General features: G+C 56.0%; 18 protein-coding genes and 1 other RNA gene. 12 read left to right on the forward strand and 7 right to left on the reverse strand.

What is annotated here, in order from left to right; genetic code table 11:
• The first annotated feature begins 96 nt into the window (after nucleotides 1–96).
• The 3 genes from AC0IXH_RS15020 to sstT all read left to right on the forward strand — a co-directional run bounded on the left by AC0IXH_RS15020 (nucleotide 97) and on the right by sstT (nucleotide 3,793).
• Nucleotides 97–1,095, forward strand: coding sequence for a Gfo/Idh/MocA family protein (locus AC0IXH_RS15020; RefSeq protein WP_013200552.1), 999 nt, complete (start codon nucleotides 97–99; stop codon nucleotides 1,093–1,095).
• Nucleotides 1,096–1,348: 253 nt separating this feature from the next.
• The gene (locus tag AC0IXH_RS15025; protein ID WP_106381818.1) at nucleotides 1,349–2,320 is read left to right on the forward strand and encodes a TerC family protein; all 972 of its coding nucleotides are present in this window, start codon (nucleotides 1,349–1,351) and stop codon (nucleotides 2,318–2,320) included.
• A 240-nt stretch (nucleotides 2,321–2,560) separates the two neighbouring features.
• Nucleotides 2,561–3,793, forward strand: a complete 1,233-nt coding sequence (sstT, locus tag AC0IXH_RS15030) for a serine/threonine transporter SstT (protein ID WP_041692199.1) — start codon at nucleotides 2,561–2,563, stop codon at nucleotides 3,791–3,793.
• 48 nt (nucleotides 3,794–3,841) lie between these two features.
• Here sstT and AC0IXH_RS15035 read toward each other — a convergent pair whose 3' ends face one another.
• Together AC0IXH_RS15035 and AC0IXH_RS15040 are read right to left on the reverse strand one after the other, a co-directional pair.
• Nucleotides 3,842–5,332, reverse strand: a complete 1,491-nt coding sequence (locus tag AC0IXH_RS15035) for a UxaA family hydrolase (protein WP_013200549.1) — start codon at nucleotides 5,330–5,332, stop codon at nucleotides 3,842–3,844.
• 11 nt (nucleotides 5,333–5,343) lie between these two features.
• Nucleotides 5,344–6,792 carry a tagaturonate reductase gene (locus AC0IXH_RS15040; RefSeq protein ID WP_471720656.1) on the reverse strand — a complete coding sequence of 483 codons (1,449 nt, stop codon included), beginning with the start codon at nucleotides 6,790–6,792 and terminating at the stop codon, nucleotides 5,344–5,346.
• Nucleotides 6,793–7,250: 458 nt separating this feature from the next.
• Between AC0IXH_RS15040 and AC0IXH_RS15045 the strand changes: the two genes are divergently transcribed.
• The 8 genes from AC0IXH_RS15045 (at nucleotide 7,251) to AC0IXH_RS15080 (ending at nucleotide 11,635) form a co-directional block, all read left to right on the forward strand.
• A complete protein-coding gene (locus tag AC0IXH_RS15045; protein WP_013200547.1) occupies nucleotides 7,251–7,928 on the forward strand; it encodes a DedA family protein in 678 nt (225 codons plus the stop codon).
• Nucleotides 7,928–8,314 (forward strand): EnvZ/OmpR regulon moderator MzrA, encoded by a 387-nt coding sequence (gene mzrA, locus AC0IXH_RS15050; RefSeq protein ID WP_013200546.1) that lies wholly within the window; start codon nucleotides 7,928–7,930, stop codon nucleotides 8,312–8,314. Before AC0IXH_RS15045 ends, mzrA begins: the two co-directional genes overlap by 1 nt.
• 157 nt (nucleotides 8,315–8,471) lie before the next feature.
• Complete coding sequence (locus tag AC0IXH_RS15055) at nucleotides 8,472–8,846, forward strand: DUF1090 domain-containing protein (RefSeq protein WP_013200545.1); 375 nt, start codon at nucleotides 8,472–8,474, stop codon at nucleotides 8,844–8,846.
• Between the two features lie 37 nt (nucleotides 8,847–8,883).
• Entirely contained in the window at nucleotides 8,884–9,189 is a 306-nt protein-coding gene (locus AC0IXH_RS15060; RefSeq protein WP_013200544.1) for an ElaB/YgaM/YqjD family protein, read from the forward strand.
• 2 nt (nucleotides 9,190–9,191) lie between these two features.
• Nucleotides 9,192–9,584, forward strand: coding sequence for a phage holin family protein (locus AC0IXH_RS15065; RefSeq protein WP_013200543.1), 393 nt, complete (start codon nucleotides 9,192–9,194; stop codon nucleotides 9,582–9,584).
• Nucleotides 9,584–9,865, forward strand: a complete 282-nt coding sequence (locus AC0IXH_RS15070) for a YqjK-like family protein (RefSeq protein WP_013200542.1) — start codon at nucleotides 9,584–9,586, stop codon at nucleotides 9,863–9,865. Before AC0IXH_RS15065 ends, AC0IXH_RS15070 begins: the two co-directional genes overlap by 1 nt.
• A gap of 247 nt (nucleotides 9,866–10,112) precedes the next feature.
• Complete coding sequence (locus AC0IXH_RS15075; RefSeq protein ID WP_013200541.1) at nucleotides 10,113–10,505, forward strand: DoxX family protein; 393 nt, start codon at nucleotides 10,113–10,115, stop codon at nucleotides 10,503–10,505.
• Between the two features lie 143 nt (nucleotides 10,506–10,648).
• Entirely contained in the window at nucleotides 10,649–11,635 is a 987-nt protein-coding gene (locus tag AC0IXH_RS15080; protein WP_471720657.1) for a glutathione S-transferase family protein, read from the forward strand.
• An 82-nt stretch (nucleotides 11,636–11,717) separates the two neighbouring features.
• On the opposite strand, the gene AC0IXH_RS15085 is transcribed toward AC0IXH_RS15080, so the two are convergent.
• Nucleotides 11,718–12,620 (reverse strand): LysR family transcriptional regulator, encoded by a 903-nt coding sequence (locus AC0IXH_RS15085; RefSeq protein WP_013200539.1) that lies wholly within the window; start codon nucleotides 12,618–12,620, stop codon nucleotides 11,718–11,720.
• A 125-nt stretch (nucleotides 12,621–12,745) separates the two neighbouring features.
• Between AC0IXH_RS15085 and AC0IXH_RS15090 the strand changes: the two genes are divergently transcribed.
• Entirely contained in the window at nucleotides 12,746–13,450 is a 705-nt protein-coding gene (locus AC0IXH_RS15090) for a pirin family protein (protein ID WP_013200538.1), read from the forward strand.
• Nucleotides 13,451–13,532: 82 nt separating this feature from the next.
• Here the strand turns inward: AC0IXH_RS15090 and AC0IXH_RS15095 are convergent, their stop codons facing one another.
• From AC0IXH_RS15095 to rsmI, 4 genes are all read right to left on the reverse strand, one after another.
• Nucleotides 13,533–14,102 (reverse strand): UPF0149 family protein, encoded by a 570-nt coding sequence (locus tag AC0IXH_RS15095; protein ID WP_106381826.1) that lies wholly within the window; start codon nucleotides 14,100–14,102, stop codon nucleotides 13,533–13,535.
• Between the two features lie 107 nt (nucleotides 14,103–14,209).
• Entirely contained in the window at nucleotides 14,210–15,019 is an 810-nt protein-coding gene (locus tag AC0IXH_RS15100; RefSeq protein WP_106381827.1) for a shikimate 5-dehydrogenase, read from the reverse strand.
• Between the two features lie 1,079 nt (nucleotides 15,020–16,098).
• Nucleotides 16,099–16,595, reverse strand: an RNA gene (gene rnpB / locus AC0IXH_RS15105) — RNase P RNA component class A.
• A 32-nt stretch (nucleotides 16,596–16,627) separates the two neighbouring features.
• Complete coding sequence (gene rsmI / locus AC0IXH_RS15110; RefSeq protein ID WP_206404178.1) at nucleotides 16,628–17,485, reverse strand: 16S rRNA (cytidine(1402)-2'-O)-methyltransferase; 858 nt, start codon at nucleotides 17,483–17,485, stop codon at nucleotides 16,628–16,630.
• Between the last annotated feature and the right edge of the window lie 8 nt (nucleotides 17,486–17,493).

Genomic DNA, 17,493 nt, shown 5'->3' on the forward strand with positions numbered 1-17,493 from the left:
GCGGGAACTCACATGCTACTCTGAAGGTTATCGCCGTGGGCAGGGCAAACGCGCTGCGCCACTCCCGCCATAAACGTGTGGAGACCAAAACACGCCATGATCCGCTTCGCTGTTGTAGGGACTAACTGGATCACCCGCCAGTTTGTCGATGCCGCGCATGAAACCGGCAAAATGAAGCTCACCGCCGTTTACTCCCGTTCACTGGACCAGGCTCAGGCCTTCAGCACCGATTACCCCGTGCAGCATCTGTTTACCTCGCTGGCGCAAATGGCCGAGTCGGACGACATTGATGCGGTGTATATCGCCAGCCCGAACGCCCTGCACTGCCAGCAATCGCTGCTTTTCCTGCAGCATAAAAAGCATGTGATTTGTGAGAAGCCGCTGGCGTCTAACCTGCGTGAAGTCGAGACGATGATCGCCTGCGCGCGAGAAAATCAGGTAGTGCTGTTTGAAGCCTTTAAAACCGCCAGCCTGCCCAATTTCCTGATCCTGCAAGCGTCCCTGCCGAAAGTGGGCAAGCTGCGTAAAGCGGTGATCAACTACTGCCAGTACTCCTCGCGCTATCAGCGCTATCTGGACGGCGAGAATCCCAATACCTTTAATCCGGCCTGGTCGAACGGCTCGATTATGGACATCGGTTATTACTGCCTGGCGACCGCGGTCAGCCTGTGGGGTGAACCGCATAAGGTGTCGGCGAATGCGTCGCTGCTGGCCAGCGGCGTGGATGCCCACGGCACGGTGGTGATGGATTACGGCGATTTTGACGTTACCCTTCTGCACTCGAAAGTCAGCCAGTCTGGCCTGCCAAGTGAGATCCAGGGCGAAGAGGGATCGCTGGTTATTGAGCACGTTTCGGAATGCCAGCGCGTCAGCTTTGTGCCGCGCGGCGCCCGCTCGCAGGACCTCAGCCATCCTCAGCATATCAATACCATGCTGTATGAAGCCGAGACCTTCGCCCGGCTGGTAGAGAGCAACGAAGTGAATCATCCGGGCCTGCAAACCTCCCGTACCACGGCGAAACTGCTGACCGACATTCGTCGCCAGACCGGCGTGGTCTTCCCGGCGGATGAGTTGCCCGATGACGTGGTTGTGTAAATATTTCTAAATATGTCCAGTTATGATTGACCTGTGCCGCGGCGGACCGTATCTTCTGCCGCAGCATAGGGGAGTAACTTTTACGCCAACCGATCGTCAGCACGGTATCGAAGATACCCGGTCGTTGGGCAACAGAACCACGGGTTCTGCTGTGAGTGAGACCTGGCGTTGAAGGAATCGGCCTGTTTGTCATCTATGATGAAATCAACAGCCCTGTTTCTGTCGGCCATTTTTCATTTTACAGGATACGTCTATGCACTCTGTTGGCACGCCTCTGCTGTGGGGCAGCTTCGCGGTAATCGTGGTTATTATGCTGGCTATCGACCTGTTTTTGCAGGGTCGTCGCGGCTCCCAAACCATGTCAATGAAACAGGCGGCACTCTGGTCGCTGCTGTGGATCTCCCTCTCTCTGCTGTTCGCTGCCGGTTTCTGGTGGTACCTCGACGGTAATGTCGGCCGTGAGGTCGCGAATACGCAAACCCTGGCTTTCCTGACGGGCTACGTGCTGGAAAAAGCGCTGGCGGTGGATAACGTCTTCGTCTGGCTGATGCTGTTCAGCTACTTTGCGGTGCCGGCCGCCATTCAACGTCGGGTGCTGATCTACGGCATCCTCGGCGCTATCGTGCTGCGTACCGGGATGATTTTTGCCGGCAGCTGGCTGGTCTCTGAATTCAGCTGGATCCTGTATCTCTTCGGCGCGTTCCTGATCTTTACCGGCATCAAAATGGCGATGGAAGGCGGTGACGATGAAGGCAACGTCGGCGACAAGCCGGTCGTCCGCTGGCTGCGCAGCAAAATGCGCATGACCGAAACCATGGAAGGCGAGAAGTTCTTCGTGCGTCGTAACGGCGTGCTGTTCGCTACGCCGCTGCTGCTGGTGCTGATTATGGTCGAGCTGAGCGACGTGATTTTTGCCGTCGACAGCATTCCGGCTATTTTCGCGGTCACCACCGATCCGTTTATCGTTCTGACCTCTAACCTGTTCGCGATCCTCGGCCTGCGCGCGATGTACTTCCTGCTGGCGAACGTCGCGGAACGCTTCCATATGCTGAAATATGGTCTGGCGGTGGTGCTGGTGTTTATCGGTGTGAAGATGCTGATCGTCGATTTCTACCACATTCCGGTGTCGATCTCGCTGGGTACCGTCGGCGGCATTCTGGCCATCACCCTGCTGGTTAATGCCTGGGTTAATCACCGTAACGACCAGAAGAAGCTGAGTCAGTAACGCGCTGCCTGACACCGGGCTGCTTCACCGCGGCCCGGTGTCAATTTCCCGCTGGAGATTCTGTTTAGCCGCACGCTTCTTTTCGTCAGCCGAACTTTTCACGACTTTTCCCTTCCCCTGCCATCACATTTCCTTATACTCACCCGCGCAAACACACCAATGCCGTCCCATTCAGCACACACGATGCTGAAGCGCCGCATTGTTATTTATCGAAAACAACACTGGTTTTTTACTATGCGTATGGAAAAAAGTCCTGGGCTGATGCAGCGTCTGATGCAGGGCAGCCTGGTCACTCAAATTATGATCGGTCTGATCGCCGGCATTGCCCTGGCGTGGTTCTCAAAAGAAGGCGCCCATTCTGTCAGCCTGCTGGGTACGCTGTTTGTCAGCGCGCTGAAAGCGGTTGCTCCCCTGCTGGTGATGGTGCTGGTGATCTCCTCGATTGCAAACCATCAGCACGGCAGCAAAACCAGTATCCGCCCGATCGTCATTCTCTATCTGCTCAGCACGTTCTGTGCCGCCGTGGTGGCCGTCGTCTTCAGCCATCTACTGCCGCAAACCCTGACGCTGAGCGACGCTAACCAGCAGATCGTCCCGCCGTCCGGCATTCTGGAAGTGCTGAACGGCCTGTTGATGAGCATGGTGGCTAACCCGTTTGATGCGCTGATGCACGCCAACTATATCGGCATTCTGGTGTGGGCAATTGGCCTCGGCTTCGCCTTCCGTCACAGCAGCGACACCACCCGCACCTTCCTCAACGATGCCTCGAACGCCGTGACCTCGCTGGTACGGCTGGTGATCCGCTTCGCGCCGCTGGGCATTTTCGGACTGGTGGCCTCGATTCTGGCGACCACCGGCTTCTCCGCGCTGTGGGATTACGCGCATCTGCTGGGCCTGTTGTTGGGCTGTATGCTGCTGATGGCGCTGGTGTTCAATCCGCTGCTGGTGTACTGGAAAATCCGCCGCAACCCCTATCCGCTGGTATTTACCTGCCTGCGTGAAAGCGGCGTGACCGCCTTCTTCACCCGCAGTTCCGCCGCCAATATTCCGGTGAATATGGCGCTGGCGAAAAAGCTGGGGCTGGATGAGGACACTTACTCGGTGTCGATCCCGGTGGGGGCGAATATCAGTATGGCGGGGGCTTCGATCACCATCACCGTGCTGACGCTGGCGGCGGTGAATACGCTGGGCATTCAGGTTGATGTCAGTACGGCGATCTTGCTGAGCCTGGTGGCGTCGATCTGTGCCTGTGGTGCATCCGGCGTGGCGGGCGGTTCGCTGCTGCTGATCCCGGTGGCCTGTAATATGTTTGGTATTCCAAATGAAGTGGCGATGCAGGTAGTGGCGGTTGGCTTTATTATCGGCGTACTGCAGGATTCGGCGGAAACCGCGCTGAACTCCTCAGCCGATATCCTGTTTACCGCGGCGGCCTGTATGGCCGACCAGCGTCAGGAAGAACAGCAACGCGCCTGATGGCGTTAACCGGCTCGCTGCCTGGCGAGCCGGTCCGTATTCCCTTCCCTACAGCGTCACCCCACTTTTGAAAATCGCCAGCTCGCGGAAGTCATTCAGCTCATTTTTGGTCTGACGGCCGTTGGCGATGTCCACCAGCGTATCGACAAAGTTCTCCAGCAACACCGACATGTCGGTTCCCTTGATCAACGCACCCGCATCGAAATCAATCCAGTGCGGCTTTTTCGCCGCCAGCTCGCTGTTGGTGGCCAGTTTTACCGTCGGCACAAAGCCGCCGTAAGGGGTGCCGCGTCCGGTACTGAACAGCACCATATGGCAGCCTGCGCCAGCCAGCGCGCTGGTGGCGACCGCGTCATTCCCCGGTGCGCTAAGCAGGTTCAGACCCGGCTGATGCAGGCGCTCGCCGTATTTCAGCACGTCAACCACCTGGCTTTGCCCGGCTTTCTGCGTACAGCCCAGCGACTTCTCTTCCAGCGTGGTGATGCCGCCCGCTTTGTTGCCCGGCGACGGGTTCTCGTAGATAGGCTGCTGGTGATCGATAAAGTAGCGTTTGAAGTCGTTGATCATGCTGACGGTTTTTTCAAAGGTCTGCTCATCGCGGCAGCGGCTCATCAGAATGCGCTCGGCACCGAACATTTCCGGCACTTCCGTCAGCACCGTGGTGCCGCCGTTGGCAATCATCTGGTCGGAGAACCGGCCCAGCAGCGGATTGGCGGTGATGCCGGACAGCCCGTCCGAGCCGCCGCATTCCAGGCCGAACTTCAGCTCACTCAGCTTGCCCGGTTGGCGCTGGTCATCGCGCATGACGGCATACAGATGGCGCAGGTGTTCCAGCCCGGCTTCCACTTCATCATCATGCTGCTGCAACGCCATAAAGCTGACGCGATCGGCATCGTATTCGCCCAGCGTCTCGCGGAAGACATCCACCTGATTGTTTTCACAGCCCAGGCCAATCACCAGCACCGCGCCTGCGTTGGGATGACGCACCATATTCTGCAACATGGTGCGGGTGTTCTCGTGATCCTGGCCCAGCTGGGAGCAGCCGAAAGGATGGGTAAACAGATGCACGCCGTCGATGCCCGCCGCGTCGTCGCTCTCCTTCAGAAAACGGTTAACCATCTGTTTGGCGATGCCGTTAACGCAGCCGACCGTGGGCAAAATCCATAGCTCGTTACGGATGCCCACATCGCCATTGCGGCGGCGGAACAGCTGCACCTCACGGTCAGCGGCCTGTGCCGGTAGCGTGGCGAAATCGGGCTGATAGCTATACTCGTCCACATCGCTGAGATTGGTGCGGGTGTTGTGGGAATGCAGGATTTCACCTGCCGATACCGGCACCGTGGCGTGCCCAATCGGCAAACCGTATTTGATCACCAGTTCGCCCACCGCCAGCGGCAGCAGCGCAAATTTGTGGCCGCGCTCGACGGCCTGCTTCAGCACCACGTTCTGCTCGCCGACGCTGACGGTTTCCCCTTCGGCGAGTTCCGCGAGGGCAACCGCCACATTGTCGTTTGGATGGATTTTGATATAACGCTGCATGGTGGTGTTCCTCAGTTCAAATGCGTCAGTGCCTGGCGCATATCGCCGCCGACAATACGTTGCAGGTGTTCGGTGACGGCCGCGGTTAAGCCCGGTACCGTATTCAGATCGCAGCCCCAGTGAGCATCGTCGCGGAAAACGGCGTCAACCAGCTGCTGCGGCGCCAGCTTGCCGCTGTCGACCTGCGGCCAGAGTTCGGCAAAGCGCGCCAGCCAGGTCGCGTCGTCCTGCAGGGAATAAACTTCGTCGCCGCGTTTACCGCGATAAAAGGCCAGCAGCGCCGCGAAGGCAAAGCTCAGACGCGGCGGAACCTCGCCGGTTTGCTGGCAGCTGGCCAGAATTTGTGGCAGCAGACGGGTACGAAATTTGGTCATGCCGTTGAGGGCAATCGCCTGCAGCTGATGGCGGATAAACGGATTGCGGAAGCGGTTGAGCACCGCATCGGCAAAGGCATGTAATTCAGCCGGATCCTGCGACAGCGTGGGAATGATTTCCTGCCGCAGGGTGCGGTCGATAAACCCGGCGATATCGGCATCGGCCATCGCGTCACCCACCGTATCCAGCCCGGCGAGGTACGCCACCGGCACCATGGCGGTATGCGCGCCGTTAAGGATCGCAACCTTCTGCTCCTTAAACGGTTTAATGTCGTCAACCAGGCGGATATTCAGCGGATAGCGATCCAGACAGAGCGCCTGCTCCAGCCACGCCGGCCCCTGGATCGCCAGCAGGTAATAGACCTCACCGGCCACCAGATAGGCATCCTGATAGCCCAGTTCGGCTTCAATCGCACTAGCTTCCTGCGGATAGCCGGTGACGATGCGGTCGACCAGCGTCGAGCAGAAGGTATTTTCCTGCTCCAGCCACTGCATAAACGCTGCGGGCAGCTGCCACGCCTGCGCGTAACGCCGCACCAGCGCCTTCAGCGCCTCACCGTTGTCATCAATCAGCTCGCACGGCAACATCACCCAGCCGCTCCCTTTCGCGCCGGAGAAGTGCTGCCAGCGCGCGTACAGCAGTTGGGTTAGCTTTGCCGGGAAGCTGCTGGCAGGCTTATCGTCCAGCCGATCGGCCGGGTCATACTGGATGCCCGCTTCAGTGGTGTTGGAGAAGACGTAGCGAATCTCCGCTTCCCGCGCCAGCGCCAGAAACGCCTCGTGCTGCCGCCACGGATGAATTTCCTCATTCACCGAACGGATCAGCCGCGGTTCGCTGACCACTTCGCCGCGATCGTTAACGCCGCGGATCAGCGTGGTGTAGAGCCCGTCCTGGCTGTTGAGGCTGCGGGTGGTCTGGCTGTTACGCGGACGCACCACCACCACACCGGCGTTCAGCTCGGTATGTTCGTTTAACAGATCGATTTGCCAGTCAATGAAAGCACGCAGGAAGTTGCCTTCGCCAAACTGAATGATTTTTGTCGGGTGAGTCCGGCCAGCAAACTCCCTGCGATTGAGCGTCGACATTGCCAGATCCTTAATCGGGGTAACAAGCGAAGTCAGCCGCATCACCTGCGCTGACGAATGCCCTCATCTTTAAGAGGTATGGCAAGGGTTGTCCCTGCTGTCAGCGACTAATTGCCAGCCGGGTCACAAAATCAGGTTTTAATCCTGTATAAAAACCCGAAACGGTGGAAATGTAGCCATCACCTTTTCAATGTAAAATTGTGAAAGTGGTTAAAATCAGGCGGTCAGCCATTTTCCTGTCCCAATCGCCGATAAGTCGGATTTTTCTTGGCGTAACAGTGGCCCAGCAAGCCGCAGAAACAGTGCTATAATGTCAGCCTGTGTAAAGCTTCTTTTCCCTTCTCGCTTGCCCCTGTAAAACAACGTTGGCGACACGTTTCTCCTGTCTCATTCGCCGGTATTTTGTTACAGTTACGCGCCTTTTCTTACCGTTTGAGACGGTCTTAAGGGAATACCCTATGGATATTTTTAAAGCCCTAATCCACGCCCTCTGGCAACAAGATTTCGAAACCCTTTCAGACCCTACGTTGGTCTGGGCAATCTATTTTGTCCTGTTTATGATCCTTTTCCTGGAAAACGGCCTGCTTCCTGCCGCTTTCTTACCGGGTGACAGCCTGCTGGTATTGGTTGGCGTATTGATTGCCAAAGGCACGCTGAGCTTCCCGATGACGCTGTTTATTCTTACCACTGCGGCCAGTCTGGGCTGCTGGTGCAGTTATATTCAGGGCAAGTGGCTGGGCAATACCCCCACCGTGCAAAAATGGCTTTCGCACCTGCCCGCCCAGTATCACGTTCGCGCCCACCAGTTATTTCATAAGCATGGCCTTTCCGCGCTGCTGGTCGGCCGTTTTATCGCCTTTGTCCGAACGCTGTTGCCGACCATCGCGGGCCTTTCCGGCCTGAGCAATGCCCGTTTCCAGTTCTTTAACTGGGTAAGCGCGCTGCTCTGGGTATTAATCCTGACGGTTATCGGCTTTGCGCTCGGCAAAACCCCTATTTTTCGCAAATACGAAGATCAGATGATGTTCTGCCTGATGATGCTGCCGCTGGTGCTGCTGGTCTTTGGTTTGTTTGGCTCGTTGTTCGTGCTGTGGCGCAAAAAGCGCGGCGTGAACAATGAGAAAGGAAACTTATAATGCTCGCCCTACTCAGACCCTATCTCTCCACGCGGGTACTCTGCGTGCTGGTCGTGTGCTTCTCGGCATTGATGCTGGTGGCTTTTATCCCGACCCTGTTTCGCAACGATACCGCGCTGCAAATTCGCGCCTCCCGTCAGGGCACCACGCTGCCGGACGGGTTTTATGTCTATCAGCGCCTGAATGCGGAAGGGATCCGCATCAAAAGTATTACCCCGGATAACGACTCGCTGGTGATCCGTTTCGACACCGAAGAACAGAGCATGGCGGCGGAAAAAGTGCTGCATCAGTTGCTGCCGTATGGCTTTGATATTGGCCAGATGGATCCGTCGGGTTCTTCGCAGTTAATGAATCGCCTGAGCCTGCGCAAACAGTCCGTTGGTTGATTTTTATCCGGCTTTCCGGCGCTATCCCTAAGAATCTTCTCTCTTTTTGAGCTTTTTGGGATTTCTGTCTATGCTTACTATGCCAGTATCCCCGAAGACTGTTTACAGGATTAACGGGACGTCCTGCGGCCCAACACAACGGAAGGTAACGATTAGCATGAAAACCCGCACTCTCCTTGGACTCGCTCTGTTCTCGCTGACCACGTTTGCCCATGCGGCAGATTCGTTGTGCATGCAGAAAGAACAGGGGATCCAGCATGAAATTGAACTGGCGAAAAAGCATGACAACCAACGTCGTGTGACCGGTCTGGAGCGTGCATTAACGGAAGCGAAAGCGGGCTGTACCGACGAAAAACTGAAGGCTCAGCATCAGGAAAAAATTGCTGCCCACAAGCAGCAGGTGGTTGAGCGTCAGAAAGAGCTGGAAAAGGAAAAAGCGGATGGCGATGACAGTAAAAAAATCGCTAAGCGTGAAGAAAAACTGGCAGAAGCAAAACATGAACTGAAAGAAGTCCAGGCCGCCCCTTACTGAGCCGGGCTCTAATTACTGAACATCAATGGAGTTTGTTATGTCAAAAGATACTACATCTGAACATCTGCGCGCTGAACTGAAAAACCTGGCCGATACGCTGGAAGAAGTGCTGAGCAACACCGGCGAGAAATCAAAGAATGAGCTGGATAAACTGCGCAGCAAAGCACAGAGCGCATTGAAAGACACGCGCGCCCGTCTGGGTGACTCTGGCGATCGTATTGCCAAAACCTCTCGCGAAGTGGCTGACCACGCTGATGTCTATGTGCGTGAAAATCCATGGACCAGCGTAGGTATCGGTGCCGCCATTGGTGTGGTACTGGGTGTCTTGCTGACGCGTCGTTAATAATGGCAGATTCTCAGCAAAGCCACGGCCCCGGCAAAGGGGTCATTAACATTGGACAGCGCATTGTCACCACCCTGGTGGGGATTGTGGAAACGCGCGTGCGGCTGGCAGTGGTTGAGCTTGAGGAAGAGAAGGCCAATCTGATACAGATGCTGTTGATGATTGGCCTTACCATGCTCTTTACCGCTTTTGGCTTGATGAGCCTGATGGTGTTAATCATCTGGGCTGTGGATGCGCAGTATCGTCTGATGGCGATCGGCATAACCACCGCAGTGCTGTTTGCCCTGGCGTTGATCTTCGGTCTGTGGACCCTGGCAAAATCACGTCGTTCCACCTTACTGAGCGCCACGCGTAAAGAGCTGAAGTCTGACCGCCAGCTGTTGGAGGATGACTGATGAGCCGCGAGCGTGATGCACGTAAAGCCGAGCTGCTAGGCCAGATCCAGCAGCAGCGGCTTGACCTGAGTGCCGGTAAGAAGCGCTTTCTGGAAAGCACAGCCCGCTACGATCACGGCTGGCTGACGCTGATTGGTCTGCGTCGCTATGTCGCCGTCGGCAGCGGCCTGATGGCAATCTGGTCGGTGCGTAATCCGCGTCGCCTCTCACGCTGGGCCAAACGCGGCATCGGCGTGTGGAGCACCTGGCGGATGGTCCGCAACTATCTCCCTCGTCGCTAGCCCCTTCAGCCCTCGCTGACTGGGGCTTTTCTTTTGCCCGCCGTCTCACCACCCTCAGTTATTTCTGGTCCTACCCTTCCTGTTCAATTTTCCTGATAAACATCGACAGTTTATCTCGCTTACAATGATTCCGATTCGCGAATATTATCTTCTGCAACGAACGGTACTAAGCGCTTAAGACGCTTCAGGCCTGAACTTAATGCGGTTGGGAATGTTTCCTGCCAGATAAAACTTGTTAGGGTGAATCATGAAAAAATTAGAAGATATCGGCTTTTTGGTTGCGCGTATTTTGATGCCTGTGCTGTTCATCGTGGCGGGCTGGGGCAAAATCACCGGTTATGCCGGCACCCAGCAGTATATGGAGCACATGGGCGTCCCTGGCTTTTTGCTGCCACTGACCATCCTGCTTGAGTTTGGCGGCGGCCTGGCCATCCTGTTCGGTTTCCTGACGCGCTTTACCGCTATCGTGACCGTTATTTTCACCCTGATCACCGCGATGGTGTTCCACATCGATTTCTCGGTAGAAGGTAACTCGATCAACTTTATGAAAAACCTGAGCATCGCCGGTGGCTACCTGCTGTTGTTCATCACTGGCCCTGGCGCAATCAGCCTGGATCGCCTGCTGAATAAAAAGTGGTAAGAAACACCCGCTATACTCAGTAGCATCAAAGCGACGACGATGCTGATAGCCCTTAGATTTCGATTTGCAGGAAGGCAGCTAACGCCCCGGCAACGCGAGAACTAAGGGCTTTGTTGCTTTCTCACTTAGGGACTGGAGGAAATATGGGACAACTGATTGACGGTGTCTGGCACGATAACTGGTATGACACCAAATCCACCGGCGGCCGTTTTAAACGCTCTGAATCGGCCTTCCGTAACTGGGTCACCGCCGATGGCGAAGCGGGCCCGACCGGCCAAGGCGGCTTCCGTGCTGAGGCAGACCGTTATCATCTGTACGTTTCTCTTGCCTGCCCCTGGGCGCACCGCACGCTGATTATGCGCGCGTTGAAAGGGCTGGAATCGATGATTTCCGTCTCCGTGGTGCATCCGCTGATGCTGGAAAACGGCTGGACCTTCGACGATGATTTCCCGGCGGCCACCGGCGACAGCCTGTATCAGAACGAGTACCTGTATCAGCTCTATCTGCATGCCGATAATGAATACACCGGCCGCGTCACCGTGCCGGTGCTGTGGGACAAGCAGCAAAACACCATCGTCAGCAATGAATCCGCCGATATCCTGCGCATGTTAAACAGTGCCTTTGATGCGGTTGGCGCGCGGGCCGGGGATTATTATCCTGCCGAACTGCGCGAAAAAATTGATGAAGTGAACAGCTGGGTGTACGACACGGTGAACAACGGCGTCTACAAGTCGGGCTTTGCCACCTCGCAACCGGCCTACGATGAGGCGGTCACCGCCCTGTTCAGCTCGCTGGATCGTCTGGAGCAAATGCTGGGGCAACATCGTTATCTGACTGGCGATCGCCTGACCGAGGCCGATCTGCGTCTGTGGACCACGCTGGTGCGTTTCGATCCGGTGTATGTCACCCATTTTAAATGCGATAAGCACCGCATCAGTGACTATCTGAACCTGAACGGTTTCCTGCGGGAGATTTATCAGATGCCGGGCCTGGCCGAAACCGTCGATCTGGCGCATATCCGCCATCACTACTATTGCAGCCACAAAACGATCAACCCGTCCGGGGTGATCTCGATCGGACCCGCCTTTAACTGGGACGAGCCGCACGGCCGTGACCTGCGCTTCCGCTAGTCGTCGCCTGCAGAAATAAAAACGGCCACCTCAGTGAGGGGCCGTTTTTTTTGCGCGGAACGCAGTGGAATGATGCCGCCGGTTAACTCTGGCGTTTAGCCATCAGTTTCGGGATTTCGCGCAGGCACCAAGCTTTCGCTTCGCCCATGCTGTCACGCCGCCACGCCATGATAATGTCAATTTCGCGGGTGTATTCCGGGCTGACCACCCGCAGGCGTCCTTCGGCGATATCCTTTTCCACCATCGGATACGGCATCGACGCCACGCCCAGTCCGGCCAGCAGGGCACGGTGTTTGTCTTCGATGGTGCTGACCGTCAGCCGTTGCTGTTTATCCAGCAGCTGCACGGTGAGCACCGGACGCTCGCGCGCGGTATCCGCCACCGCGATGCCACGGTATTTCACGCGGGTCACTTCTGACAGCGGTTCCGGCTCGTCATGAATCGGATGATCCGGGCTGGCGACAATCACGCTCATCATGCTGTACAGCTTGCGGGTGTTGATCTCCGACGAGGCGCGAAAATGCAGGTCCGGCGCAATCACGATGTCCGCTCTTCCCTGCTCCAGGCGTTCCCAGGCACCGGCCAGCACTTCCGTCACCAGCGAAATCTGGGTATTGGCTTTATCGGCCAGCTTGCCGATCAGTGGGAACAGGTATTCGCTGGGGATCAGCGCTTCGGTGACAATGGTCAGGTGCGTTTCCCAGCCGCGCGCCAGCGCTTCGGCATCGGTTGTCAGCTTGTCTGCCGCTTCCAACAGCACCCGGCCACGCTCTAACAGCATCCGGCCGACGTTAGTAAACTTGGTGCGGTGGCCGGAACGGTCAAACAGCACCACGTCCAGCTCCTCTTCCAGCTTCTGCATGGTGTAGCTGAGCGCGGAAGGCACCCGACCCAGTTCGTCCGCTGCGGCAGCAAAACTGCCGCGGCGATCGATAGCATCCATCACTCTCAGCGCTTCCAGCGTCAGGGCGCGGTCTTTAGCCATTGCGGTTCTCTGTCAGGAATTTTGAATATACCGAGCAGATTAACTGGCTAACAATCCGGCGTCCAGAAACTTACTATAGATGCAGAATAAACGGTCGGGTAAATCACATCGACCGGGGAGGATTTATGATTACCAGTCGCACCGCGCAAGAGTGTGGCAAGGCTGATTATGGCTGGTTACAAGCCCGCTATACCTTTTCCTTTGGCCACTATTTTGACCCCAAATTACTGGGCTACGCGTCGTTACGCGTGCTCAATCAGGAAGTGCTGGCACCAGGGGCTTCCTTCCAACCGAGAACCTATCCAAAGGTCGACGTACTGAATCTGATTTTGCAGGGCGAGGCAGAGTATCGCGACAGCGAAGGCAACCACGCATTTGCACAACAGGGCGAAGCGCTGCTGCTTTCGACGCAACCCGGCATCAGTTACAGCGAATTTAACGTCAGTAAAGAGCAGGAACTGACGCGTATGCAGCTCTGGCTGGACGCCTGTCCGGAACGTGAGAACGCCGCGGTACAGCGCGTGAAGATGCCAGAAAACGCCCGTTATACGCTGCTGGCCTCGCCGGATGGCGCGGAAAACAGCCTGCAACTGCGTCAGCAGGTTTGGGTGCATCATGTGGTGCTTGAACCTGGTGAGACGCAGACCATTAAACTTCATGGGCCGCGCGCCTATTTGCAGTCGATTCACGGTGGCCTGAATGCGGTGACCGGAACGCAGGCAAAAGAAGCGTTGGTCTGCGGAGATGGCGCATTTATTCGTGAAGAAGTGAGCGTAACGCTGATGGCCGAGACGCCGCTGCGCGCGTTGGTAATTGATTTGCCAGTTTAATTTAAGCCGGCATCAGGGAAAGTCTTTTAACGCAAAACCTCGCCGAAGCGGGGTTTTCTGTTTCTGGCATCATCGTGAAGCGTTACTCAGGCGCGCGCTTCGCGGTCCAGTACTCATACAGCTTGAGCGCCGCCGGGCGGATCGCCTGCTGCGCCAGCACATATTCATCAGGCGTCATCTTTTCAAGCTTCGCAAACTGCTCTTCATCGCCGTGGACCGCAATCGCATCCAGCGACGGTTGCAGACTGTCCGGTAAGCCGGACCAGTCATCCAGCGCCACGCCGCGCAGATAGCCAAAGCACCAGTCTTCGACAACTTCGTAATCTTCATCATCGATGGTGCTGAAGCCAAACAGCGGTTCAAACTGGTCTGGCGCGGTCGCGAGACGTTCAGCCGTGTCATTGAGATGCTGGAAGATCAGGTCGTTGAAGCGGTTTTCATCCACATCGCTCGGCCACAGAGGGATCTGCTGTTCGCCGCCCCACAGCGCGGTTAACCAGACTGAAGAAGGCAGTTTAGTCGGGCCTGACAGGATGGCGGTAAACATGCCGTCCAGTTCGGAGATATCCAGCACGGAATTCTCACTGCCGTGATTCATCAGCGCCTCATCCAGCCACTCCAGCTCTTCTTCGTTTAGCGGTCCACTGTTCATGCTGTTCTCCTCAGATCCTTCAATTTTTGCGGCGATAATCGCTCAAGCTTACCAGAAAAGACCCTTTGCTGACGGAAAGGTTCAGGCAGCGGTGCTGAGCGCTGGGCTCAGGAACGTGAGAAGGCCGACGCTTCCAGCATCAAGGCTTCATCGGGACGCACGCCGGTATACAGGGCGAATTGTTCCAGCGCCTGCAGGGCGATCACTTCCGCACCCGTCACCACGGTTTTGCCATATTCCCGGGCCAGCACGATCAGCGGCGTTTCTGCCGGGAAGGCCACCACGTCAAAGACAAAAGTAGCGGCCTGCACGTCCTCTTTGCTGAATGCCAGCTGATCCTGTTCTGCGCCACCGCTCATGCCAACCGGCGTGACGTTGACCAGGATATCGGCTTGCTCGCCGGTAGGCGTTTTGCTCCAGCGGAAGCCATATTTGTTGGCCAGCGCGGCGCCTTTCTCTTCATTGCGCGCCAGCACCGTCACCTGGCTAAAGCCACTGTCGCGGAACGCTGCCACCACCGCTTTCGCCATGCCGCCGCTGCCCTGAATAATCACCGTCTGGTTGCTGTCCGGGAAGTTCTTCTCAATCAGCGTTTTCACCGCAATATAGTCGGTGTTGTACGCCGTCAGATGCCCATTGTCATTGACGATGGTGTTGACCGAATCAATGGCTTTGACCGAGTCGGACAGCGTGTCGAGGAAGGGAATACAGCTCTCTTTAAACGGCATGGAGACTGAACAGCCACGGATCCCCAACGCCTGAACGCCTTTCACTGCATGTTCAATATCCTGGGTGGAGAACGCTTTGTAGATGAAATCCAGATCAAGCTTTTGATACAGGTAGTTATGAAAGCGGGTACCGATGTTGCTGGGCCGGGCGGAAAGGGAAATACAGAGTTGGGTGTCTTTGTTGAGCATAACCATGTCCTTATTAAAATCTGCTGCCAGTGTACCCACCATGATAGTTGAAGCTGGGGGTTAAATCAGGAACCTGCCTGCCATTTCACTCCGGGATCATCTGCTGATAATATGCTTGCCTTGGTTTTGATAGGGATCATCAAATGCCTCTTAATGAATTTGGCGTTGTCGGGTCTCCCAACAGCGCGATAGCCCATCCTGACGGGCTTGAATGTTATGGTAGGATTCCCGAAATTAATACGCAGGGTGATGTTATTCCTGCCGGTGAGATTTTCCTGCGTGCTGGCAGGCATACCGGCCCCAACAGAGGGTTTGGCGTTCGTCACATATGGGCTGAGCATCAAACTGAACTGACCTGATTAGGCTATACCACGGTTGACGATGTGGTGCGTTTTGTACGGGATATCATCCGGCCCGGTTCAGCAATTTATTGTGAGTTTAATCATCCTGGTGGGAAACACAGGCCGACAGTTTTGAAGTCATCATTAGGTATTGTGATACTTGAACCCAGAGAGGCACCTGAGACTGATTCAGGGTGGATTTATGTTGTGGTGACGGCGTACACAAGCCGGAGAGCACACGGGGTATTGATTGGCACACTTAAATAAAAAAGGCGCTAAAAGCGCCTTTAGAGGAATGTGTTGGTAGCCGCAGCATTTCCTTAGCACATAGGGTTCAGAAACCGACTGACGTCGTAACTACCCGGCAGATGACCAGTCATCTGACTGCCCGGCACAGAAGGCCAATTACTGGTTGACGCCCCCTGCGAATGCTCTTGCAGTACGCTTATTCTATAGGGTTGCCTAAGCGCATTCAACCTGAGGTTGAGTAAACACTAAACCTGGGGTTTAGTGTTTACTCAAAACTGACTTCCTCCTTAAGCCGCTTTCTTTTCATAAAAAGCGTCGTGGACAGTCATTCATCGGCCACAAAGCAAAAACCCCGCCGAAGCGGGGTTTTTATTTGAATGAGTTGAAGCTGACCGTTAAGCCGCTTTCTTTTCATAAAAAGCGTCGTGGACAGTCATTCATCGGCCACAAAGCAAAAAACCCCGCCGAAGCGGGGTTTTTATTTGAATGAGTTGAAGCTGACCGTTAAGCCGGGTTCTGTCGTGGACAGTCATTCATCTAGGCCAGCAATCGCTCACTGGCTCAAGCAGCCTACCCGGGTTCAGTACGGGCCGTACCTGGTGAACCCCTATTTGGCCTTGCTCCGGGTGGAGTTTACCGTGCCACGAACTGTTACCAGCCGCGCGGTGCGCTCTTACCGCACCCTTTCACCCTTACCTGATCCCACATCCCCTGCATCTTTCAGGCCGCTGCTGCGTTAGCTTCTCGCTTTCACCCCAGTCACTTAGTTACCTAAGCTCCTGAGGACTCAAGCGATTGCTGCCTTGCTGCAACCTGAAATCTATTGGGGGGGCCATCGGCGGTTTGCTCTCTGTTGCACTGGTCGTGGGCTTGCGCCCCCCAGGCGTTACCTGGCACCCTGCCCTATGGAGCCCGGACTTTCCTCCCCTCTGTCTGTCTCCCCCGAAGGAGGACGGCAACAAAGCGGCGACTGCCTGGTCAGCTTCGGCGCGGATAATAGGGGATCCCGCGCGATTTGTCACCCCTCTTGCTGCTCCAGAGCGTATTTATACAGCGCATTTTTTTTCACAGCGTGGATTTCGGCGGTTAATTGCGCGGCTTTTTTCAGCGGAAGCTCCTTCTGCAACAGCGCCAGGGTGCGCAGTGCTTCCGGCGGCAGCGCGTCTTCCTCGGCGTGGAAACCTTCGACAATCAATACCATCTCGCCTTTACGGCGGTTTTCATCTTCCAGAACCCAGGCCAGCAGCTCGCCCACCGGCGCGCCTTGAATGCTTTCCCAGGTTTTAGTGATCTCGCGGGCCAGCACAACATAGCGATCCGGTCCCCAAACCGTCACCATATCCTGTAGACTCTCCAGCAGACGGTGGGTGGATTCGTAAAAGATCAGCGTGCGCGGTTCCTGTTCCAGCTCGCGAAGCGTATCGCAACGTCCTTTGCTTTTGGCCGGTAGAAATCCTTCGTAACAGAATCGATCGGACGGTAACCCCGCTGCGCTTAATGCTGTGATCGCGGCGCAGGCGCCAGGCAGTGGAACGACGCGGATACCGGCTTCACGGCAACGACGCACCAGATGGTAGCCAGGATCGTTGATTAACGGCGTGCCGGCATCGGAAACTAAGGCGATGCTTTGGCCTTCCTGCAGCTTGGCAATCAACGTTTCGGCTTTGTACTGTTCGTTATGATCGTGCAATGCGAACAGGCGCGCATTGATGGCGAAATGTTGTAGCAACAGTCCGGTATGACGTGTATCTTCCGCTGCGATCAGATCGACGCCCGCAAGCACCGTCAGCGCACGCTGGGTGATATCGCCCAGATTACCGATCGGGGTTGGAACGATATAGAGCGTGCTGGCAGAAATATCATCGCGTTGTTTCATTGTGTGAT

The organism is Erwinia sp. AC075 (genome assembly GCF_979253995.1).